The following is a 22,556-nucleotide window of genomic DNA, read 5'->3' as shown; positions in this document are numbered from 1 at the left end:
AGAAATGGCCTGTCATTGACAGGCCATTTTTTAACGGTTTCGCGATCTATTTATTCGCCGAGCCAGCGCTCCAGCGTCTCCGCCAGGCTGTCTTTACTCAACGGCTTGGTAAGGAAATCGTCCATTCCCGCTGCCAGACAACGCCCCTCAAACTGCTCTTCCGTGGTACTGGTCAATGCCACCACCGGCAAGCGATCGTCGCTGGAATATTCGCTTTCCCACAGCCGCAACTGCTCGATAATCTCCGCACTGTGGCCGGTATTCTGCTGGCAATCCACCAGCAGCAGGTCAAAATTGTTTTCGGGTAGCAACAGCAGCGCCTCTTCGACGGAGGGAACCACCTGAACCTGATACCCCAATGCCTGCACCATTTCCTCGGTTACCCCCTGATGCTGCCGGGACTCCTCGATCAACAACAGGTTGTTTTTGCGGGGCACCGCAGATTGTTGGCTGACCACCCTCCGGCTGGCTTTTTTCTGGCCACCGAACAGCCGCAAAACCAGCGCATCGTGGAATTCTTTACGGGTCACCGGCCGGGCCAGATATTGCGCTTCCGGGTCAGCCGCGGCCAGTGGTGAAAACTCCAACTTGTGACCATAGCCCCCGAGGCATAGCAGGGGAAATTTGGTACTTTCTGTCTTGTTTGACGCAATCACCTGCGTCACGCCACTCAACATCTGCGCATCCGCGGCTGCCGGTGCCAACACCACCAGCTGGCCGCGCTCCATAAACTGCAACAGCTCATCCATCGGTGCGGTACTTCCGTCGTCCCAGACTTCACAGGACACTTCCATGCCGAAGGACTTCAATTGTTGCACGATACCGCCCACAAACAGACCGCGCTGATGCAGCAGCAGAATCTCGGTATCCTGCAGGCGTCGGTCAGGCTGTAAATAGATGCGCTGGTTTGGCTCGATCTCGAATTTGATCACCACCTGATAGCGGTTGCCCTCGTCAGATGAGTGCAGTTGCAGGTAGCCCCCCATGGCCTCCGCCAGGCCCTTGGCGATATTCAGCCCGAGTCCGGTGGTCACCTGGGTGGTGTCCATACGGGAGAATGCACCAAACAGTTCCGACTCGTCCGGCAGGATTTCACCGCGACCGTTGTCCACCAGCTTGAGCGTCAACTGCCCTTCTTCGGTTCCCACCTGCTCAAACAGGACTTCCCCCCACAGCTCACCGCTCTCAGCGATTACCGTGGCGGAGTCAACCAGATTGCGAATCAGCTGCGCGGTCTTGCGGTTATCGCCGGTCACCATGACCGGCAACTCATCACTGATCTGAAAATTGAATTCGAGGCGCTGACGCTGGGCAGCGCGCGCGGCGAACTTGAAGGCTTTCTCGATGGTTCGCACCAGATTGAACGGCGCGCGCCGCAGGTGAATATCTTTGCGCGCTACGCGGGTGAACATACCCACGTTATCAACCAGTTTCAGCTGTTGGTTGCAGGCGTTCTTGGCCAACCGCACCCATTCCCGCTGGCGCTCGGAAAGCCGGTCTCCGTCTAGCAGCGCCAGAGCCCCCAGGGAGTCAGACAGCTGGCTGCGAAATTCCTGTCCGACATTGGCCAGAAACTCATTGGTAACTTCTACTGCCGCATCGGAGTGCTTGCGCGCCGCGGCGAGATTGCTGGCCTTCTGCTGAAGCGCCTGCATGGCAGCCACGCGATCCCAGTAATTTTCAGACTCACGCCGCGCCTGGTGCGCCATCAGCCATACAAACGCCAGCGTCAGAGCACCATAGATAGCCCCGAGAATATCCGCTGTCATAAACCCCTGTAGGGCGGCCGGCACCAGAGATCCCGCCAGAAACCAGGTCAAAAAACGGTGGTATGGAGAGAATACAGAAGCCACGCTGGCGCAAAACACAACGGTATACAGCCACAGGAACTGAGTGGCCGGCGAAAAGCCCAGTAAAAATACATGGCTCAGGAGAATAACGCCCCACCAGATCGCCCCGAGGGTAGAGGCCAGGAAATATCGGTGCCGCCAGCGCTTGGGACCTGTGGCATAAATATTGTCAAAGCGGAAAACGTAATAGGCGCGGAACAGAGTGACCAGGACCAGAACAATCGCCAGGGACAGAACCAGTTTGGGTGCGAGGGTTCGCAGCTCACCGATAGCAACGGCAATGGCAAACGCCACCATGGTGAACAACATACCGCGGCGACTGTATTTGGCAATGCGCGTATCCGTGTTCCGGCATACGCGGCGATCTTTTTGAACTTTCAGTTCCGGGTGATCAAATAACGGCATAGCGATTTCCGGCGAACGCTCCCTGTGACGGAAATGTCGAGGCGCTGCAATGGCTTTTTACTGGCCCAGGCCCATAACTTCGACCAATACGGTTTTTACGAGGAAGCCCAGCAAGCCTAGACCAAGAGCAATAAACAGAATGAAAGTGCCGAAGCGACCCGCCTTGGACTCCTTCGCCAGATTCCAGACGATAAACACCATAAACAGAATCAGGCCGCCAATGCCAATGATCAGGGAATACTCTTCAAACAGCTCGAAGCTCATGACACCTCTTCTACGCGTAAATCCAGGCTTTAGCCGGGCTACATCCTTCCACCGCTCGAGAGTCGGTGAAAAATTGGCGCGTATTGTATAGGAGGTTGCAGCGCTAAACCATGTGCCCGGCGGGCGGATTTCAGGGGCACCGGCGCGGCTTCAGGCGCCTTGATAATAGTCGCTGTCGTCAATACGTGTGCCGCACTTCACCCGGCGGACCTCACGGTCTCGATACCGACTGTCATGCCAGCAGCGGGGGAGGGATTCACCGGAGAGGAAGCGCAAGTCCGCCTTGTCGAAGACCTCCGGATCCTGGACCTCTTCACCCCACAAATAGCGACCGACGACGGTAAGCTCGTACGGGTTGGCCAGTGTGACCACATCGGCCACATCGATCAGGTGATTGCCGTCGGCATTTCTCAGCAACATGGTTGACCCCTATTTCTTCTCAATACCCATCAGTATAGGGAGAAATCGGCGCCATCCGAGGATGAATTTAGGTTTCTGAACGGCGAAGCACGACGCGAAAAAGCGCCGAGATTACGATTTAGCAGAACCTCCAGGGAAATATTCGCAGCTAAACAATGAAAAAATAGAACGAAAGGTCATTTTCAGTGCAAGGCTTGTGAAACACTCCGTTTCTCGCCAAAGGAGCGCCTTAGCGCTCCAGTGTCAGTCGAGCGGATACCATCCCCTCTTCTGCCAGCGCATCCACACTGACAGAGCGAATAACGAATCGCTGCTGCAACAGGGTGTTCAGCCAGGGTTGCAGATCCTGGTAACGGGCTTCATCCACCCACAGGCGAATGCGACGGTCGCCTTCCGGCTCAAAGCGCTTGATGGTTACCTTGTGGTTATTGGCTGCCGCCGTAACCCGCTGCAGCAGAGTGCCCTGCCCCTGGGATTGGCCACCACCGCTGCGTTGAACACGCTCGAGCTGTGGGCGCTGCTTCTCAATCCACCTAACCAACTCCTGTGCGCTCTCGGCGTCGGTGCGGGCGCTGTCAAAGAAAGACTGTGCTGGCTTGAAAAGGCCAAACACTATCACGGTCAAGCCCAGGAACAGCCCGAGGATTCCGAGGGCGCGCTGGTCTCCGGGCGGCAACGCCAGCCACTTTTGCCGCCACTGTTCGATTGTTTGCTTCATAGAAATCTTTCTTCGTTATCGCAGGCGGATCCGACCGGACACACCCTCTTCCAGCTCGTTGGCCGCGAGCAGTTCGGCCTTGAACTGGCCCTGCCCCAATTTGTTAACAACAGAATCCAGTTGCCCGAGATTGGCGGCGCGCAATTGCAACACCAGCTCACCGCGGTTGCCGTCGAATCGCAGGGACTGCAGCTTAAGATCGCCGCTTTTGGCGCCCCCCCACACATTACTTAACTGTTGTAACTGGCCGGCGAACTCACCACCGCCGCCGCTGGCCTGATTCAGATACCCGGTAATCTGCCGGCGCAGGTCCGCGCTGGGTGAATCTCCCGGGAAAATCTCGCTGAACAGGTTGCGGGCAGCCTCCTCAGCATTGGCCGCCTGGATTTTGTAATAGGTACCGGCAGCGATGAAAAACACCAACTGCAAGACGAAACAGGCTGCGACCGCAATCGCAGGCTTCTTCCACCAGGGCCCCGCGTCGGACTGAAGGGCAACCTGATAAGGACCGGTTAACATATTGCCGGCAATGGTAGGTTTCAGGCTTGCAAGGAACTGCTCTTCCGCTGACGCATCGAGTACCTGTACGGAACCAAGCTGTTCCAGAGTGGCGCGCTCAAGCTCAGTCGCGTCACCCGACAGCCGCAGCTGCTCGGTTTCCGCATGCGCCCCGCTCAATTCATCGGGCTCACCGTCCGCACCGGTTTCCTGACCTTCCGCGGCAAACAGGCTTTCTGCAATCACCCCCGCCAACGGCCGGTTTACAGACAGGCCACGGCCACTGACGTGCCAGAAATGCGCACGTTCGCCATCCAGCCATACGGCGGACTCGGGGCTGGTATTGGCCAGCAAGCGGTATTCGGGGATTGCGGTGGTTACCGGCCAACCCAGGCGCTCGATTTGCGCCTTGAGAATTGCAAGCTTGAGACTCGCCACCGCCATAACGCTACAGAGGTCCCCCTGCACCGGCTCACAGACAAAGTGCAAATCTTCGACATCTTCTGCCAACTGCTCTTCGACCATGTAACCGACCGCCTGGCTCTGGCGTCGGGCTGCACGGGGTACGGTTTCGAGGCCGCTCCAGACCCAGGTCCCGGGGATAAGTAACACACCCCGTTCGCCCGGTTCGAATTCAAGGCTCACGCCAGCGGCCTCAGTGCCTTCATCTGTGTCTGCCTCGGTGTCGGTACTGACCGGGTTCACGGGCTCTGCGTCGCCGGCAAACGCCTGCGCAAAATCCACGTCTATGGCAACCGGCTGCCACTGCCCTTGCTGCCAGTACTCAAGCACGACTGACCCGGCGCCAAGCACGTGGTTGCCACTATGGGCACCCGCACCAGGCTCACGCAGCCGTAATAGTTTTACTTCCTGGCTCAATTAGACCCCCAATAATTCCTGCAAAAACTGCCCGGAGAATTCGCGCCGCTGGCGCTGTATAACTTTTACTTTTCCGGTAGTGGTGTCGAGTTTCAGAATCGACTCCCAATACTGCCGGTGCTCCAGCCCCAGTTGTACCGCAATATGCGCGACATAATACGCACTGTTGAAATCCAGATCGCCCCCACCCGAGACATTGAACGAAGACAGGTCGGCCATCTGGGTAAAGGCCACACCCGATTCCCGCTGGGTGATAAGACCCGCAACATTCGCCGACGGAAGCATTGCCGACAACAGTTCTGCCGACGCCGTATTCACGTTGACCGGCGTTCCGGCCTCGGGGAGTGCGCAAAGCTCCGGCTCAAGCTGGCGCCAGACTTCTGGCTCCATACCCTGAACTGCACTCAATTCGGACACATCCGTAATCAATGTATCGGGGGTGCGGTAAGCCAGTTCCAACCCGAGATAACCGGTATCTTCACCACCGGATGCCAGGGGGGTATCACCGGGGTCGAGCCAGTCCTCGATCGCCAGCGCCATATCCGCTTGCCCACCGAGATTGCTGACCAGACGACGCAAGACTGGCCCCGGCCCGCTGCCTGCGGAACCCCCACCGCCAGACCCGGAGCCACTGGACGCTCCAGGCACTGTTAAATTATTTACATTAAAACATCCATGTAAGTCTTTGATTAATATGCGGATCTTTCCGTTATCGGGATTGAACTCGGTCTGATGCTGCGCCCAGAGCTCATGTAGATTGTCACTGGCGGGGCCTGCGTCGCGATCCTCTTCAAAATCCTTCTCCAGCGTCACAATCGCCCAGGCTTCCGCGCCGTGTACAAACTCTGCAAGCTGGGTGTTTGCGAGAATCGCACTGGTGCGGGAAATGGCCAGGCGATTCCGCGTAACCGCGTGGGTCACTGCAGCGACAGCAATCACCATCACCAGCAGAACGGTGATCAAAGCCACGCCGTTCTGCTTCCGCAGCGGGTGGCGATCGAGCCGACCAGGCGATTGCGTGCGAATGGGGGTAAACATTACTCGCGACCCTCTTCTTCGCGGCCGCTGCGATCGTCGCTACCCTCTTCTGAGCCACCAGAGCCGGACCCGGAACTGTTTTCATCGCCGTCGCCACCGCTGGAGCTGCCGCCACTACCGCCGACGCCCGATGAAACGGTGTACTCCGGCAGTGAAAACAGTCGACGCATCTCGCCGCCGGTGCGCGTCAGCAGGGTAACTTCGATAGCCTGCGGCAAACGCAAGTCCACCGCGCCAGGCGTGGAACCAGATGAGACTGGAGGCCACTGCGCCAGCCAGGTCTGTGTATCCCGGTCAAAATACCGCACATTCAATTCGACAATTCCGTCCAGAACCGGCTCGGCTACCGGCTCGGAATCCGGGCCGCGATCGAGGATACGCCAGCGGCTGCGAAGTAGTAACGCGGTGTCATCGTCCGGCTGCTCATATCGCTCATCCTCGTTATCCGCGTATCCGATACCGTAATGCAGGCGCTGTAAATTACCGCGCGGATCACCGGTGAGGTTGGCGGCGCCGAGGCGGGTAAACTCAAATTCGTTACTCACCCCCTGAAATGCCGGTTCGTAGCCGCTGTAGCCGTTCTTTACCGGCCGCGCGGTAAACTGCCGCAGGTCATCATCCAGGCGATACATGGCCATGGACAGGCGTCGCATTTCATCGGCACGTGCATTCAATACGCGATCGGTAGTAAAGAATGTTTCCAACAGTGAATAGGAGCCGATGCCAATAATGGAAACAATCACCAGAACCACCATGACCTCGATCAGGGTGAAGCCGGCCTGGCCTGTTCGGCGGGAAAAGCGGAAAGAAGGTCGCATAATCACATCACTCCGCCACCCAGGAATCGATCGTGAGAATTGGCGGCTTGTCCGGCCAGCCAACCTGAACGACGATTTGCCGCATGCGCGGTTCACTGGTTGCCTTGACCTCAGCTGTGACTTCCCACTCCCGCTCCGCCAACAAAACCCGCTCGGTTTCCTTACCCAGGGGCGGCCAGTCAGTTCGCAAACGAATTTCAGCCAGTGCCTGTTGAGCCACGAGATTGGCGGTAAGACGCTCCTCCAGTGCAGCCTGCTGACGCACACTGTCTTGCAGGGTTTTCAGTACACTTGCGGCAATCACGCCGAAAATCACCAGCGCAACCAGCACTTCAACCAGGGTGAAACCGCGGGTTGTCCCGAGCCGTCTGTTAAGCCCAGTGCGGTTAGTAGTCATCTGCCTGCCATTCCAGTTGCATGCCGTACAGGCTGCTGTAGGAAATGATCGCTCCCCGTCCGATATCGCCATCGCGCATCAGAAAGAATGCCACCTCCACGGGAAGCACTTCACCACTGGACAGGGCTGCAAACTGGGGTTTGATTTCTTTCTCTTTCTCTTTGTCTTTGCCGCTTTCACTGCGACCGCTGGGGGCAAAGCTTGAACTACTAGTGTCCGCGCTGGGCAGCTCCGTTTGGGAAAGCACTTCCAGACGCATATTGGGCGGCAGCTCGTGAGACATAAAGCGGCCGGCGTTGGCGGCATTCGGCGTGGCCGAAAAGTCGAACTCTTCCCATTTGAGCAGCGACGAGTCATAGCGCACCACCTGATAGCGATCCTCTTCAAACACGACACCGTAATGGGCCTTATCGATCAGTGCCCGGTCCGCCACCAGCTGCAGGAGGTTTGCCAGCCGCTGAACCTCACCGGTCCAGTTACGGCTGTCGGTATTACGAAGGGAGAGCGTCGCCATGCCCGCCAGTGAGGCGATGATCACAATCACCACCAGCAGTTCGATCAGGGTAAATCCCCGTTGGCGGTGGGCCGCGACGCGCATAACAGATTCAGGCCTCAGCCTTACAGCTCGGACGCGAACAGGTCGGCAGACTCGCCTTCACCACCGGGCTTGCCATCGGCACCCAGGCTGAACAGGTCGTAGGGGCCGCTGCTGCCCGGGCTGATGTACTGATACTCGTTGCCCCAGGGGTCTTTCGGGGCTTTCTTCAGGTAGGGCTCGGTCCAGTTTTTGGCTTCCGGGAAGCCGGAAGGTTTCGCAACCAGCGCACCCAACCCCTGATCAGAGCTCGGGTACACGAAGTTGTCCATACGGTACATATCCAGCGCCGTGGAGATGGCACGGAGGTCGACGGTCGCTGCCTTGATGCGAGCTTCACCGGTACGGCCCATAATGTTTGGTACCACCAGTGCGCCCAGCACACCGAGAATCACGATCACCACCATGATCTCAATCAGGGTAAACCCCTTACTTTTACGCAGATTCTTCATTTCTCACCTCGCGTGTTCAAAATCTCTCGGCCGCCCTGCTCCCGCACGTAGCAGATCAGACAACCAGTTGGTTCATATTCATAATCGGCATCATGATGGCCATCACGATAAACAGTACGATCCCGGCCATCACCAGCAACATCAGCGGCTCAAACAGACTGACAAACGCGGTGACCGCGCCCTGCAGATCCCGCTCCTGGTTCTCCGCAGCACGCTCCAGCATCTCGTCGAGCGTGCCGGAGGATTCACCGCTGGCGATCATATAGGTCATCATCGGCGGGAAGTACTCAACGTCTTCCAGCGCCCGCCTCAGGCTGCCGCCCTCGCGCACAAATTTCTGCGCTGTTTGGAGACGCGCTTTCAGAAAATCGTTCCCCATTACACCGCTGGCAATGCCCATGGCCTGGACCAGGGGCACACTACTACCGGTCAGGATGGCCAAAGTACCGACATAGCGGGCACTCTGTCCGCCCCGCACCAGCCAGCCAATCACCGGCATTTCCAGCAAGCGATGGTGATAGCGGTAGCGGAACCCGGGCTGGCGCAAAAGAAACAGCCAGCCGATAACCAGCAGAACAAGGACCGGGGGAATAATCCAACCCCAGGAAGAAATGAAGTTACTGATCGACACCAGTATCTCTGTGGCCAAAGGCAATTGCTGGCCGGTACCGGTAAACACCTCGATCACATCAGGTACCACATACACCATCAGGCCGGTCACCACGAGCACGCAGATCACCACCAGCACGATCGGATAGATAAGGGCAAGCTGCACCTTCTGGCGGAACTGTTGCTGGGTCTCGGTGTAATCCGCGAGGCGCTCGAGCACGTCATCGAGGTGCCCGGAGTGCTCACCGGCTTCGACGGTTGCGCGGTACAATTTTGGAAATGCACGCGGGAAGCTGCCCAGCGCCTGCGCCAGGCTGTGCCCTTCCAGCACCTTGGCACGAATCGCCAGCACAATGCGGCGCACTTTCTGGTTGCGGGTCTGATTGGCGATTGCGCTGAGGGTTTCCTCCAGCGGAATACCCGCGCGCAAGAGCGTCGCGATCTGCCGCGTGAGCAGCGCCAATGGTTTGATACCGAGGCCCGGGCTACCACTTAAAAAGCTGCCGGCAGATTGCTGGGAGGACTCACCGGCGGCGGTGACTTCCAGAGGAATCAACCCCTTGGCACGGAGCTGCTGACGCGCAGCCTTGGCACTGTCTGCTTCCAGGGTACCGCGGTTTTTTCGTCCGCCGCTGTTGAGTGCCGTGTACTCGAATGCCCCCATATCAGGACTCCTGGGTAACCCGCAGTACTTCTTCCAGTGAAGTAATGCCCGCAAGAACCTTGGCCATACCGTCGTCGCGAATACTCGGGCCGAGCTTGCGCGCCTCGTTCACCAGCGCACTTTCCGAGTCGCGATCGTGGATCATCTGGCGAAGTCGCTCGTTGACCGGTACCAGTTCATAGATACCCACCCGACCGAGATAACCGCTGTGGTTACACTTTTCACAACCACCGGGGCCGTAAATGGTGGCGGTAGCCCCCTCTTCCAGCCCAAGCATGCGGCATTCAAACGCATCTGCCTCGTGGGGCTGACGGCAATCCGGGCACAGAACGCGCACCAGGCGCTGGGCCAGAACCCCGATAATGCTTGAAGACAACAGGAAGGGCTCGATCCCCATATCCACCAGGCGGGTGACCGCACCCAGCGCGGTATTGGTGTGGAGCGTGGAGAGCACCAGGTGACCGGTCAAGCTCGCCTGAATGGCGATCTGCATGGTTTCCAGGTCGCGGATCTCACCAACCATCACCACATCCGGGTCCTGGCGCAAGATCGCGCGCAGGCCACGGGCGAAGGTCATATCCGCCTTGGTATTCACCTGGGTCTGGCCGACCCCTTCCAGGTTGTATTCCACCGGGTCTTCCACGGTGAGAATATTTTTTTCCCGGTTATTGATACTGGCGAGGCCCGCGTACAGAGTGGTGGTTTTACCGGAACCGGTTGGACCGGTAACCAGCAAAATTCCGTGGGGGCGGCCGAGCAACTCGGTAATGACCTTGAGATCGCGCTCCGCCATACCCAGGTTGCGCATATCCATCTTGCCGGCCTGCTTGTCCAGCAGACGCATTACCACCCGCTCACCGGCGGACGACGGCATGGTGGATACACGGACGTCCACCTCGCGCCCGCCCATCAACAGGGAAATACGGCCATCCTGGGGCACCCGTTTCTCGGCAATGTCGAGTTTCGCCATAACCTTGATCCGCGACACCAGCAGTGGTGCCAGGGCGCGACGGGGCTGCAGCACTTCACGCAGGACACCGTCCACGCGGAAACGCACCACCAGGCGCTTTTCAAAGGTTTCAATATGGATATCCGAAGCCCCCTGCTTGAGGGATTCGGCAAAGATAGCGTTGATCAGACGAACGATAGGCGCATCGTCTTCCTGCTCCAGCAGGTCTTCGGTCTCGGGCAGGGAGTCCGCCACCGCAGCAAGATCCAGGTCATCGCCCAGGCCTTCAACATCAGAGAGATTGCCACCCTCGCGGTTTTCGTATTCCCGCTGTAACGAGCGCTGAAAGGACTCCACATCGACCGGCGCCACACCCAATGGCACCTCACACAGACGCTGTACTTCCGCCAATACCGACGGGTTCAGCGGCGCCACATACTGGCAGACCGGAGTGCCCTCCACTTCCGCCAACAGCACCTGATGCCGCTTGGCAAACGCGTATGGCAGGCGCTTGAGCACGACTTCCGCCATCACTTGACGCCCTCAGGCTCCACGGGAACGGGCTCCTGGGCATCCTGCTCGTAGCTTGCCGCAGGTGGCAGCAGGTCGGGCAGAACATCGCCGCGATTCCAGTCCCAGATTCGGCTGGTGTCGTCGCGCATACGCAGTTGCTTTTCCTGCATATCGCGGTAGCGACGACGGGTTTCCTCGTAGCCTGCAATCTGATTGCTGAGAATACGCGGACGGATAAATACCATCAGGTTGGTTTTATCCACGTCTTTCGACGAGTTGCGGAACAACCGGCCCACCCCGGGAAGGTCACCCAGCAAGGGAACCTTGTTGTTGATTTCGGTCAGCTTGTCTTCGATCAGTCCGCCGAGCACCAGAATGGCGCCATCGTCGATCAGCACCTTGGTGCGAATCTCGCGCTTGCTGGTGACAATGTCCGAAGCCGCACCGGTAACCGGCAGCACATTTTCCACTTTCTGCTCGATATCCAGCGTTACCGAGTTGTTGTTATTGACCCGCGGCGTGACCTTGAGAATGGTACCCACATCCTGACGCTGAATGGTCTGGAAGGGATCGTTGTTACTGCCAGTGGTCAACTGCGATCCGGTAATAAACGGTACATTCTGACCAACCAGAATTTCTGCTTCCTCGTTGTCCAGGGCCATGATGGTCGGCGTGGATAGAATATTTGCGTTGTTCTCAGAGGCGATCGCATTAATTGCCACGCGCACGTCGGTACCGCTCAGGAACCCAAGATTCAGACCCGCACCGACCAGGTTCAGCGGATCCAGGGAACCCGGGTTGATGGGAACACCATCCACCTCAATGGTGTTGTCCCCGTCAGGATCACCAATGGCCACATCGTTATTGAAGCCGGCAAAGATATCGTCGTCGTTCCCGGCGAGCCACTTGATGCCCAGGTCACTGCCAGACCCTTCCGTAACTTCTACAATAATCGCCTCAATCAAAACCTGCGCCCGGCGCACATCCAGTTTGGCAATTACCCCTTTCATGGTTTCCAGCAGCGATGGAGGCGCGGTAAGAATCAGCGCATTCAGCTCCTCGTTGACCTGAATACTGACCTCGACATCAGCGACCTGCTGATCTTTCTCGGTCTTCTGGATACTGCCACTCATACCCTCGAGGATTGGCTTCAGGTCCACCGCGCTGGCGTACTGCACATACACAACCGCAGTGTTGCCCTCGCCTGCCAGCGGCTGGTCGAGGCGTTGAATCACTTTCTTGAGCTGCGTGCGGGTAACCGGATCGCCGGTAAGAAGTATACTGTTGGAGCGCTCATCGACTGCAATACGCAATGGCTGCACATCATTGCCAGCCTGCTTGCCTCCGCCCTGCAGCAGCTCATTCAACACCTGCTTCACCTCTTTGGCAGAAGCAAATTCCAGCGCAACCAGCTCGATATCGATAGCTCCAGCGCGGTCTAGCTGCTTGATAAGGCGCACAATCTGATCGATGTTCGCGGCGCGGTCGGCAACAATCAGCGTATTGGTGTCCGCGTAGGCCGCCAAATGGCCCGTTTGCGGAATCAGCGGACGCAACATGGCGATCAGCTGCGCAGCGGAAATATTTTCGACCTTCACCGTGCGCACCACCAGCGCCTCACCTGGCGCGCGGGTCTGCTCGTCAATCACCGGAATTGCCTGCTGCTTGGCGAGCGCGTCGGGCACCACTTTCCAGGCATCACCCTGCTCTACCAGGCTGAAACCATTTACCTGCAATACCGACATGAAGACGTCAAAGGCCTGCGCGTGGGACATGGGGTCACCCGCGACCACGGTCACCTTACCTTTCACATTGGGGTGGACAATGATGTTTTTACCGGTGAAATCCGCAGCCCAGTTGATCAGGTCACGAATATCGGCGTTGTCGAGTGAAAGAGTCACTCTCTCCGGGGAAGACTGAGCCAGCACCGAAAAAGACAACAAAAAACCCATGGCGACTGCAACCAGTCGTCGGTGTAACACGCTCATCATTATGAATCTGACTCTAATTCTTATCTGGTCGGTAAATGGTTAGGTCTTGAAAGCGAATACCCAAGTTCCCAATTCGCTTGCCTGCACGGCGGACAAGTCCGCTAGCGGCTAGACTGCGCCCCCTGACGCTCTCGAGCCATTTCACGCAGCTGCTCAAGGCGCTCGCGAATGGACTGCTGTTTATCGGCCTGGCCAGCACTGGAGTTTGCACTGATCACCTTGGCCGCCTGGCGGGCGTAGTTCGCATACTGTTTAGGCACAGTCGGGCGACCTTCCGCATCCGGGTAGGTCAATTTTTCCATCTGACCGTTACGGCGAAGGATAATATGGTCGACTTCTACGGAATAGACCTCTGCGCCCCCCGGCAAGGTCTGTCCTACAAAAATACGCTCTGCGGGCTTGCCCCTTTCTGCGATCAAGGCGCTGGCATGCTCATTGACGCTACTGCTGAGTACACCAGAAAGTACAAGATTGAGTTGGGTGATGGGGATATTGGCCAGGTCGATTTCGGGCTCTTCCGCCTTTTTGACCGGTGCGACACCAAAAAATGCCGTTGCAGGAAGTGTCTCCGTGGTATTGCGCGACACGGAGCGACTGCTCCGTTCCGCCAACAGGCTCTGCTCACCACTGTCGCCGGGAACAGCCAGATGACCGTAAGCCATCAGGTTTACAGCAAACCAGCCGCCAACAACCGCTGTAGTCGCCAGCAGGCTCCTCTTGGCACTACTCCCCGGAGCCCCCGGATTCTGCAGTGCGGACGTAAGTGTGCGCTTGACCAAAGACATGATGAAACCCGTCGCAAACAGCGTAATTCTATTTATTGGGCGCCTATTCTCGGGGCTTCCCCCCAGAAAGGCAATGCTCTCAACCGTATAGGTTAAATAACAACCAGCGGGCGAGTAAAGCCACAAACGCCAACATACCCGCCACAGTGACCCAACATTCCGTCAAAAACAAGAAAGGCGGCCAGTGGCCGCCCCTCTTTCCGGAATAGAGTATATGAACTGAATGTTACAATTTGGTTTCCAACTCCGGCACCGCATCGAACAGATCGGCCACCAGGCCGTAGTCCGCCACTGAGAAGATCGGCGCTTCTTCGTCTTTATTAATAGCCACGATCACTTTGGAGTCTTTCATGCCCGCGAGGTGCTGAATGGCGCCTGAAATACCAACCGCGATATACAGATCCGGAGCAACGATCTTACCGGTCTGACCGACCTGCATGTCGTTCGGCACAAAGCCAGCGTCCACGGCGGCGCGGGATGCGCCCACAGCAGCGCCCAGCTTGTCGGCAACCTTGTACAGCAGCTCGAAGTTCTCGCCGTTCTGCATACCGCGACCACCGGAGATCACGACGCGTGCCGCGGTCAGTTCCGGACGGTCGGACTCGGCCAGCTCTTCGCCAACGAATTTGGAAACGGCTGCATCGTCAACGATATCGACAGTCTCCACAGCGGCGCTACCGCCTTCTGCGGCAACCGGATCAAATGCGGTAGTACGCACAGATGCCACTTTGATGGCGTCAGAGCTCTGTACGGTAGCAATCACATTACCGGCGTAGATCGGACGCTTGAAGGTATCGGGGCTCTCTACTGCGATGATGTCGGAAATCGGCTGAACGTCGAGCAGTGCCGCTGCACGGGGCAGCATGTTTTTGCCGGTCGTCGTGGCCGGTGCCAGCACGTGACTGTAGTTCTTGCCCAGGTCTGCCACCAGTTTGGCAACATTCTCCGCCAGCTGATGCTCGTAAGCCGCATTATCGGCCACCAGCACCTTGCTTACGCCGTCGACCTTGGCCGCGGCTTCACCAACCGCACCACAGCCACTGCCAGCCACCAGCACGTCGATATCACCACCAATGGCTTTAGCGGCAGCAATGGTATTCAGCGTGGCGCCCTTCAGTTCCGCATTGTCGTGTTCTGCAATTACAAGAATACTCATCAGATTACCTTCGCCTCGCTTTTCAGTTTTTCTACCAGTTCCGCTACATCGGCAACCTTGATGCCTGCCTGACGCTCGGCTGGCGGCTCAACTTTCAGGGTCTTGGTGCGCGGGGCGATATCCACACCCAGCTCTTCCGGGTTGGTTACATCCAGAGGCTTTTTCTTGGCCTTCATGATGTTGGGGAGGGAGGCGTAACGGGGCTCGTTCAGGCGCAGGTCGGTGGTGACCACCGCCGGCAGGGTCAGCTCAACGGTCTGCAGACCGCCATCGATTTCGCGGGTCACCTTGACGGAGCCCTCTTCAACATTGACTTCAGAGGCAAAGGTACCCTGCCCCATGCCAGTCAAAGCGGCCAACATCTGGCCAGTCTGGTTGTTGTCGCCATCGATGGACTGCTTGCCCAGAATCACCAGCTGCGGCTCTTCTTTATCTACGATGGCCTTCAGGCATTTGGCCACGGCGAGCGGCTGCAGCTCGGCGTCGGTCTCTACCTGGATTCCGCGGTCGGCACCCAGTGCCAGTGCGGTGCGAATCTGTTCCTGACACTGCTTCGGGCCCATGGAGACAGCGATGATCTCGCTGACCACACCCTTCTCTTTCAGGCGAACCGCTTCTTCTACCGCGATCTCACAGAATGGGTTGATGGACATCTTGACGTTGGCAGTGTCCACATCAGAACCGTCCGCCTTGGGGCGAACTTTCACGTTGTAATCGACAACGCGTTTCACGGCTACAAGAACTTTCATGAAAATCCCGTCTCAGTAGTCTACATAAAGGCCGCAATCGCTGCCGTTTACGGCGCTGACCTGCGGCATGGGTAACTCGCGCAGCCTTCCGGCTGAGTGTTTCAGCGGCCCTGCCAAAGCACCCGGAGCGAGTGTTTTAAGGCACCTGCGAGCCTGCCTCCAGTTCAAACAAGCGTTTGAGCGGCGTGTATGTTGGCCCTTTCACAGACCAAAATCAATAGTTGAATAGTAAGCCTAGCAGCCATTCATAAGATCAATTTCGAGCCATAAACAAGCCCGATTGTGCGGCTCCAGAAACCGTCTAATACGCCAGTATTTGCCAGCGGAAATGAAAATTTACGCAATTGGTGGGGTTGCACGATGCCCGATATAATCCGCCTACCTATAAATTGCCTGCCATAATTCGGCGGGTGAATAATTAAACCTGTTTGAGGAGAGACCTGTGGAACGCGAGTCAATGGAATACGACGTAGTCATCGTCGGCGCGGGCCCTGCCGGACTTGCCGCCGCAATCAAGCTGCGTCAGATCAATGAAGACATCGCCGTATGTGTTGTAGAAAAAGGCTCTGAAGTCGGTGCGCACATTCTCTCCGGCGCTGTATTCGAACCCACCGCCCTGAACGAGTTATTCCCCGACTGGAAAGAACGCGGTGCGCCGCTGGAAACCGCCGTCAATGGCGACGACATCTATGTGTTGCGCGGCCCGGAAAGCTCCCTCAAGGTGCCCGGCATGCTGGTCCCCAGCACCATGCACAACGAAGGTAACTACATTATCAGTCTCGGCAACCTGTGCCGCTGGCTCGCGGAGCAGGCTGAAGCCCTGGGTGTAGAGATCTTCCCAGGCTTTGCCGCCGCCGAAGTACTGTACAACGAAGACGGCTCGGTAAAAGGTATCGCTACCGGCGATATGGGTGTTGGCATGAACGGTGAGGAGAAAGACTCCTATATGCCAGGCATGGAACTGCACGCAAAATACACCCTGTTTGCCGAAGGCTGTCGTGGACACCTGGGTAAACAGCTGATCGCCAAGTTCTCCCTCGACGCCGATCGCGACCCGCAGCACTACGGCATCGGCATCAAGGAAATCTGGAAAGTCGACAGCGACAAGCACCAGCAGGGCCTGGTCGTACACACTGCCGGCTGGCCCCTGGACGAATCCGGCTCCGCCGGTGGTGGTTTCCTGTATCACCTGGAAGACGGCCAGGTCGTTGTGGGTCTGATTACCGACCTCTCCTACAGCAACCCCCACGTCAGCCCGTTTGACGAATTCCAGCGCTACAAACACCACCCGGTGATCAAGCAGTACCTGGAAGGCGGCCAGCGCGTGGCGTACGGCGCGCGCGCCATTGTAAAAGGCGGCCTGCAGTCCCAGCCGAAAATGACCTTCCCCGGCGGCCTGCTGATCGGCGATGACGCAGGGACTCTGAACTTCGCCAAGATCAAGGGCAACCACACCGCCATGAAATCCGGCATGCTGGCGGCGGAATCCGTTGCCGAAGCCCTGACTGCCGAGCGCACCAGCGATGAACTGACCGACTACAGCGAGCGCTACAAGAACAGCTGGGCATGGAAAGAACTGCACATGCAGCGCAACTTCGGCCCGGCGCAGCACAAGTGGGGCAACATTCTCGGTTCGGCCTACGCCTTTATCGATATCAACCTGTTTAAGGGCAAGCTGCCCTGGACCCTGAGCGACAGCAAGGCCGATCACGCGCAACTGAAACCGGCCGCGGACTGCAAGAAAATTGACTATCCGAAGCCGGACGGCGTACTGAGCTTTGACAAGCTGTCTTCCGTGTTTATCTCCAACACCAACCACGAAGAAGACCAGCCCTGTCACCTGACCCTGAAAGACAGCGACATTCCGCTGAACCACAACCTGCCCATCTTCGACGAGCCGGCGCAGCGCTACTGCCCTGCTGGCGTTTACGAAGTAATTGAGGAAGGTGACAGCAAGCGCTTCCAGATCAACGCGCAAAACTGCGTGCACTGTAAGACTTGCGACATCAAGGACCCGACACAAAATATTGTGTGGATCGCACCGGAAGGTGGTGGCGGGCCGAACTACCCGAATATGTAATCAACTGTTCACGTTACAAGTGGGGCGCCTCTGGCGCCCCATTTTTTATGCCTGAAAACCGGAAAATCCTGCACACCAAATCGAAAAAAGCCGGACGCTGTTTCCAGCGCCCGGCTTAGTAAGCATTCCCTGTTGGTTTATTACCGCTACAACTTCCAGGTTGCTCGTGGTTTCTTCTATATCAAATCAGAACTGGTATTGCGCACTCAGCGCGAAAGACTGACCGGGCTTCTGCTCAAACACGATTACGTCTGCGCGCTCGATCTCAATCGCTTCATCCAACAGATTCTGCATCTTCGCCTTCACCGTGATTTCCGCAGTGGGATACCAGGAGTAGGTCAGATCCAGAGAGTGGAATGGCTGCTCGTAAGCATCCGGCGCACCATTGCGGCCAGCCAGGTACAGACGATCGCCAAATACGTTGTAACCCAGGGTTGCAGAGTGCATACCATCGGGGGAATCGAAGCCCACCAGCATATTCACCACGTACTCGGATGCACCGGTCATTTCACGAACCGCACTGGTTGGAGCATCGGCTTCGGTACCGGCAACCAGCTCTGTTTCCTGAACGGTGACATTGCCCTGCAGGAAGAAGCTGTCCATCACTTCACCCATGAAACCAAGGCTCTTCAAGCCTTCGATTTCAATACCGGTGATCTCACCAGACTCAGCGTTAACAATCTCGCGAGCGATATTGGTATCACTGGAAGCAAACTCGAAGAACTCGATCGGATCAACAATATCTTTGTAGAACGCCGAGATCGTCAGGTTGTCGCCATTGTCGAAATACCACTCACCACGCAGGTCGAGGTTGGTAATCTCAGACGGACGCGCATTCGGGTTGCCCTGAATCTGCTCATCGGTAATCGGGTCGATGTAGATGGCATCGGTGATTTCACGCAGGTCCGGGCGAACCGCGGTTTTACTGGCACCAAAGCGCAACTGGAAAGTATCCGCCCACAGCGCACCCATATAGGTCAGAGACAATGATGGGTAAACCGCATCTTCTGCGTAGGTTGCCTGCTCAAGCTCTTCAGGATCTGAGGTGATCTGCGGATCGTCCACGCTGTAACCGTAGGGATTCCAGTCGAGCGCAACCTGGTTGTACTCTTCCCAGCGCGCACCGGCAGACACTCGCCAGGTCTCGTTCAGAGTCCAGTCCATCTTACCGAAGGCGGCTTCCGTCAGTGTTGCAGCAAGGTAACTCTGATTGTTTGCACCGGCGCGGTCAAAGACAAAGTTGTTTTCGGCATCGTCGATATTGGCATCGCCAAACACATCATCCAGGCCACCACTGAGGGTGTCTGAACCACCACTCAGGGAGCCGAGACGGAACTCGGTCTGCTTGTAGGAACGCGCTTTCTCAGTGCGGGCAAAACCACCACTCAGCTCCAGTGTTGAAGCAGAGAACTCCAGTGGCAGCGTGGTGCTCCAGCCGTAGTTGATTACCTGGTCTTCAAGCTCGGTGAAACGGAATCCCGCACTGTTTACACCAGTGCTTACACTGGATGCAACGGTTTCACCCTGTGCGTTGGTGACAGTATCCGCATTTACGGCGACTTCGTTGGGAATATCAGTCTCGGCAGTCGCATCAGAGTAGAACCAGTCAACCACCAGCTCATCCGGCGCCCAGTTCAGCAGACCGCCTGGTACCAGCGCTTTGGTGGCCGGGCCGGCAAGGTGGCTGCCTTTCACCTGGTTCACCAACATATTGCGCTCTTCGTACTTCAGGGTGTACTCACGGAAACCACGGCCATCAGAAACCTGGCGGTTTTCGTTGAAGAAATCACGCACGGAAGTATCGTCGTCGGTGTTACGTAGATACAGGCTGGTAAGGGATACCTCCTGCTCGTCCGCGTAACGGATGCCCACATTCAGGTTTCCGGTGAGATCCACGGAGTAGGTTGAGCTCTGCTCAGTGTCAGTTCGCTCATCCGGGAAACCGTAGCTGCGCTTGAGGGTCTCCTCTTCACGCCAGCGGCTCTTGTAGGAGCCACCGGCCAGGAAACCCACTTCCCAGTCGTCGCTGATGTAAAAACGGTTACCAACGCTACCTTTTACATCCATATCCGGATTGCTGGAATCTTCCTCAATAGCAATGTCTCGATTGAGGCTTTTGGCCAGCTGGCGATTGACGTCTTGCGCCGCAGCGATTGCTTCGGAGGCAGAGCCGTACTCGTTACCTTCCTGTTCCAGCACAGTACGGATATCCTGAACACCTAGGCGCCCCTTGAAACGCTGTAGTGCTTCAGTCAGGTCTGACGGCAGTGCGCGAGTGCCATCGTCGGTGCCAAAGCTATCGTCATCACCACCGCGATAGGACAGTACGTCGCCATCGGTTTCGGAGTTCATGCCGCTACCCAGCTCTACAGAGAAGGTCAGCGCATCGGGGATGCCCTTGGTGCGGATATCCACATTGCCACCACCAAAGGTCGCGGCCTGGTCAGCGGAGTAGGATTTCTGAACCGCCAGAGAATCCACCACGGATGTGGGGAAAATATCCAGCGGAATTACGCTGCGGGTCAAATCCGGGGAGGGAACAGTGGCACCGTTCAAGGTAGTACTTGAATAGCGCTCACCCAGACCACGCACGTATACAAATTTATCATTGACCAGAGTTAGACCAGACACCCGGCGCAAAGCTGCAGCAACGGTAGAGTCCCCTACTCGGCCAATCATCTCGGAACCGAGAATGTCGGTTACCACTTCTTCTTCCAGACGCTCACTGACCAGCATTTCTGCAGAGTCTTTCAAGCGCCCCTGGACCATAACTTCTTCAATTTGCTGAGCCTGCGGACCAGCAACACTGTCCATTTCTACCTGCGCAAACGCGTTAGGAGCAATGACTGAGGCCGTGGCGATAGCCAATACCAGCGGCGCTCTCTGAAACGTTTCGTTCTTTTTCATTTCCCAGGCCTCTTATCGTTCCTGAACTCTTAATCAAACAGGGCGCCGACTCCAGAATGTGAAGGCGGCGCCCTTCAGGTCAGGAATTAAATTCCCGACCGGCTATACACTTACTGCTGCTCGAACCACAGGGCCTGAGCGCGGCTACCGTCGTGCAGACCGTAGGTCCAGCCAACAGTCCAGTCGCTACCACCGGCACTGAGTGCACCGAAGTAAGCGCGGGCAACCGGGTCATCAGAACCGTCGGTGGCACCAACTACCGGGCTGATCGCGATAGCAGCGTCATTAACCATCATGCTGTCGGCATCGATAGAGAACACAGACAGAGCACCTTCCAGCAGTTGCAGACCAGTGTCGGCAGCGGCAGTCGGGTTCAGGGCAGCGTCAGCAGCAACGTTTGCGAAGGTGTTGCCATTGGCTTCAGCCCACTCCGCCAGCGCTACACCACCGATTTGCTCGCCTTTGGTCTTGTCGGCACAGGCAAAGATATTGCCTTCGATCTGAGCTTCACCGCTTTCCAGGGCAGCTGCAGTTTCAGTGCTGTCCACACGCAGACAGTAGTTGTTGCCGTCAGCACCGCTTTCGTCGGCAGCGAAGGAACCCACAACCATGGAGTTGGTGATCATCGGGAAGATGCCTTCGCGGAAGCGCCAGCCAGCACCCGGATCGTGAGTACCCTCAGCCTGTGCAGAGATGATGCAGGTCAGGCCGTCGATTTTCGGGCGGCTGTTCAGGCCAGCAGCGATCAGCGCGGAGTAGTCATTTTCACCGTCGTAAGAGCCGATACCGTCGGATTCGATACAGTGGTTACCATCGGTTTCGCTCTGGATTACCAGTGCATTGGTGATGGAGCCGCTCCAGCCTTCGTCGATGTCGATGGAGTCATCGCGCACGTACATGGCCAGATAGTTTTCGAAGCTCACTGCACCACCGAACATTTCGATGCCGTCATCGTAAGTGGAGTAAACCTGCAGGTTTTTCACGATGGTGCCAGCGCCTACGGAGCTGAAGGTAATGCCGTTCAGCTCGTCGCCGTTGGCAACTTCAGCACCGGTGTGCTTAACGCGAACGTATTCCATGTGGCCGGAGCTATCGTCGTTGTTGTCGCCACCGTAGTTGGACTGGTCTTTACCGGCAGCGCCTTCGGCCAGTACGTGACATTCGGAGGTTTGCAACTCGGCGTCGTAGGCACACTTGTTGGTGATACCGAAACCGTTGATGACCATACCGCCCCACTGCTGTACGTCTTCGGCGCCTACGGTGCCTTCAACGTCAGACAGAGAAGTGAAAGTGATCGGGTCTTGAGCGGTACCGACAGCATTCAGCTGAGAACCACGGTTTACCACCATGAATTTGGTGCTGTTCGGGAATGCTACGGTCGCGCCGGCTTGTACAGTCAGCTTCGCGCCGTCACCGCCTTCAGCGATACCAGCGGCAGCCATGGTGGTGTCGTCGTCGTAGTTGTTGCCGACAAACAGGCTGCCTTCAAAAACGTGCGCGCCACCGTTGTCCAGCTTGGAGATAACCAGGTCTACGGTCAGCGGGTTACCAGAGTCAACGAACGCTGCGCTATAGGTACAGTTGCCAGTTTCCGCATCGAACTCACCCTGTTTAACAGAACCGGCTTTCTCATAGGAAGCACAAGGATTGTCGGAGGGAGTAGTCGGAGTACCGGTACCCGGGTTGGTCACGGAATTGTCGTTGTTTTCCGGAGCAATGGTGATACCGCCGCTGTCACAACCAGCCAGCACAGCAGAAATCGCAGCTGCCAGCAGCAGCTTGTTGGATGCAAGTTTCATGGATCCCCCTAACAAGGATG

19 protein-coding genes are annotated in these 22,556 nt (G+C 57.1%); 1 reads left to right on the top strand and 18 read right to left on the bottom strand.

The features are described 5' to 3' along the window. Nucleotides 1–50: 50 nt before the first annotated feature. The 16 genes from ACXAG1_RS02290 to ACXAG1_RS02215 form a co-directional block, all read right to left on the bottom strand. On the bottom strand, nucleotides 51–2,255 hold the full coding sequence (locus ACXAG1_RS02290; protein WP_475118817.1) for a hybrid sensor histidine kinase/response regulator: 2,205 nt from the start codon (nucleotides 2,253–2,255) through the stop codon (nucleotides 51–53). Between the two features lie 57 nt (nucleotides 2,256–2,312). Further along, nucleotides 2,313–2,519 carry a DUF2788 domain-containing protein gene (locus tag ACXAG1_RS02285; RefSeq protein ID WP_475093047.1) on the bottom strand — a complete coding sequence of 69 codons (207 nt, stop codon included), beginning with the start codon at nucleotides 2,517–2,519 and terminating at the stop codon, nucleotides 2,313–2,315. 150 nt (nucleotides 2,520–2,669) lie between these two features. Beyond that, the gene (locus ACXAG1_RS02280; protein ID WP_475118816.1) at nucleotides 2,670–2,939 is read right to left on the bottom strand and encodes an acetyltransferase; all 270 of its coding nucleotides are present in this window, start codon (nucleotides 2,937–2,939) and stop codon (nucleotides 2,670–2,672) included. Between the two features lie 229 nt (nucleotides 2,940–3,168). Then, nucleotides 3,169–3,657, bottom strand: coding sequence for a type II secretion system protein GspM (gene gspM / locus ACXAG1_RS02275; RefSeq protein WP_475118815.1), 489 nt, complete (start codon nucleotides 3,655–3,657; stop codon nucleotides 3,169–3,171). 15 nt (nucleotides 3,658–3,672) lie between these two features. Continuing rightward, entirely contained in the window at nucleotides 3,673–5,034 is a 1,362-nt protein-coding gene (gene gspL / locus ACXAG1_RS02270) for a type II secretion system protein GspL (RefSeq protein ID WP_475118814.1), read from the bottom strand. After that, a complete protein-coding gene (gspK, locus tag ACXAG1_RS02265) occupies nucleotides 5,035–6,003 on the bottom strand; it encodes a type II secretion system minor pseudopilin GspK (RefSeq protein WP_475118813.1) in 969 nt (322 codons plus the stop codon). A 68-nt stretch (nucleotides 6,004–6,071) separates the two neighbouring features. After that, nucleotides 6,072–6,890: a type II secretion system minor pseudopilin GspJ gene (gene gspJ, locus ACXAG1_RS02260; RefSeq protein WP_475093052.1), complete on the bottom strand. Its 819-nt coding sequence runs from the start codon at nucleotides 6,888–6,890 to the stop codon at nucleotides 6,072–6,074. Between the two features lie 7 nt (nucleotides 6,891–6,897). Continuing rightward, nucleotides 6,898–7,287 carry a type II secretion system minor pseudopilin GspI gene (gene gspI, locus ACXAG1_RS02255; protein ID WP_475093053.1) on the bottom strand — a complete coding sequence of 130 codons (390 nt, stop codon included), beginning with the start codon at nucleotides 7,285–7,287 and terminating at the stop codon, nucleotides 6,898–6,900. Next, a complete protein-coding gene (locus tag ACXAG1_RS02250; protein WP_475118812.1) occupies nucleotides 7,277–7,885 on the bottom strand; it encodes a type II secretion system protein in 609 nt (202 codons plus the stop codon). The genes gspI and ACXAG1_RS02250 overlap by 11 nt, the downstream gene beginning before the upstream one ends. A gap of 20 nt (nucleotides 7,886–7,905) precedes the next feature. Next, nucleotides 7,906–8,334 carry a type II secretion system major pseudopilin GspG gene (gene gspG, locus ACXAG1_RS02245; protein ID WP_475093055.1) on the bottom strand — a complete coding sequence of 143 codons (429 nt, stop codon included), beginning with the start codon at nucleotides 8,332–8,334 and terminating at the stop codon, nucleotides 7,906–7,908. A gap of 55 nt (nucleotides 8,335–8,389) precedes the next feature. Further along, complete coding sequence (gene gspF, locus ACXAG1_RS02240; protein ID WP_475093056.1) at nucleotides 8,390–9,607, bottom strand: type II secretion system inner membrane protein GspF; 1,218 nt, start codon at nucleotides 9,605–9,607, stop codon at nucleotides 8,390–8,392. A gap of 1 nt (nucleotide 9,608) precedes the next feature. Beyond that, nucleotides 9,609–11,087: a type II secretion system ATPase GspE gene (gene gspE, locus ACXAG1_RS02235; RefSeq protein ID WP_475093057.1), complete on the bottom strand. Its 1,479-nt coding sequence runs from the start codon at nucleotides 11,085–11,087 to the stop codon at nucleotides 9,609–9,611. Further along, complete coding sequence (gene gspD, locus ACXAG1_RS02230) at nucleotides 11,087–13,021, bottom strand: type II secretion system secretin GspD (protein WP_475118811.1); 1,935 nt, start codon at nucleotides 13,019–13,021, stop codon at nucleotides 11,087–11,089. The genes gspE and gspD overlap by 1 nt, the downstream gene beginning before the upstream one ends. Before the next feature lie 140 nt (nucleotides 13,022–13,161). Next, nucleotides 13,162–13,845 (bottom strand): type II secretion system protein N, encoded by a 684-nt coding sequence (locus ACXAG1_RS02225; RefSeq protein WP_475118810.1) that lies wholly within the window; start codon nucleotides 13,843–13,845, stop codon nucleotides 13,162–13,164. Nucleotides 13,846–14,071: 226 nt separating this feature from the next. Further along, nucleotides 14,072–15,001 carry an electron transfer flavoprotein subunit alpha/FixB family protein gene (locus ACXAG1_RS02220; protein WP_475118809.1) on the bottom strand — a complete coding sequence of 310 codons (930 nt, stop codon included), beginning with the start codon at nucleotides 14,999–15,001 and terminating at the stop codon, nucleotides 14,072–14,074. Then, the gene (locus ACXAG1_RS02215) at nucleotides 15,001–15,750 is read right to left on the bottom strand and encodes an electron transfer flavoprotein subunit beta/FixA family protein (protein WP_475118808.1); all 750 of its coding nucleotides are present in this window, start codon (nucleotides 15,748–15,750) and stop codon (nucleotides 15,001–15,003) included. Before ACXAG1_RS02215 ends, ACXAG1_RS02220 begins: the two co-directional genes overlap by 1 nt. 442 nt (nucleotides 15,751–16,192) lie before the next feature. Here ACXAG1_RS02215 and ACXAG1_RS02210 point away from each other — a divergent pair, with 442 nt between their 5' ends. Further along, nucleotides 16,193–17,830, top strand: coding sequence for an electron transfer flavoprotein-ubiquinone oxidoreductase (locus ACXAG1_RS02210; protein WP_475118807.1), 1,638 nt, complete (start codon nucleotides 16,193–16,195; stop codon nucleotides 17,828–17,830). A gap of 186 nt (nucleotides 17,831–18,016) precedes the next feature. Here the strand turns inward: ACXAG1_RS02210 and ACXAG1_RS02205 are convergent, their stop codons facing one another. After that, nucleotides 18,017–20,737 carry a TonB-dependent receptor domain-containing protein gene (locus tag ACXAG1_RS02205; protein WP_475118806.1) on the bottom strand — a complete coding sequence of 907 codons (2,721 nt, stop codon included), beginning with the start codon at nucleotides 20,735–20,737 and terminating at the stop codon, nucleotides 18,017–18,019. 110 nt (nucleotides 20,738–20,847) lie between these two features. Beyond that, the gene (locus tag ACXAG1_RS02200) at nucleotides 20,848–22,536 is read right to left on the bottom strand and encodes a serine/threonine protein kinase (protein WP_475118805.1); all 1,689 of its coding nucleotides are present in this window, start codon (nucleotides 22,534–22,536) and stop codon (nucleotides 20,848–20,850) included. Nucleotides 22,537–22,556 lie beyond the last annotated feature (20 nt).

Source organism: Microbulbifer sp. ABE4_465, assembly GCF_056160765.1.
The sequence above is the reverse complement of the archived record's forward strand: the minus strand, read 5'-3'. Positions and strand labels throughout refer to the sequence as shown.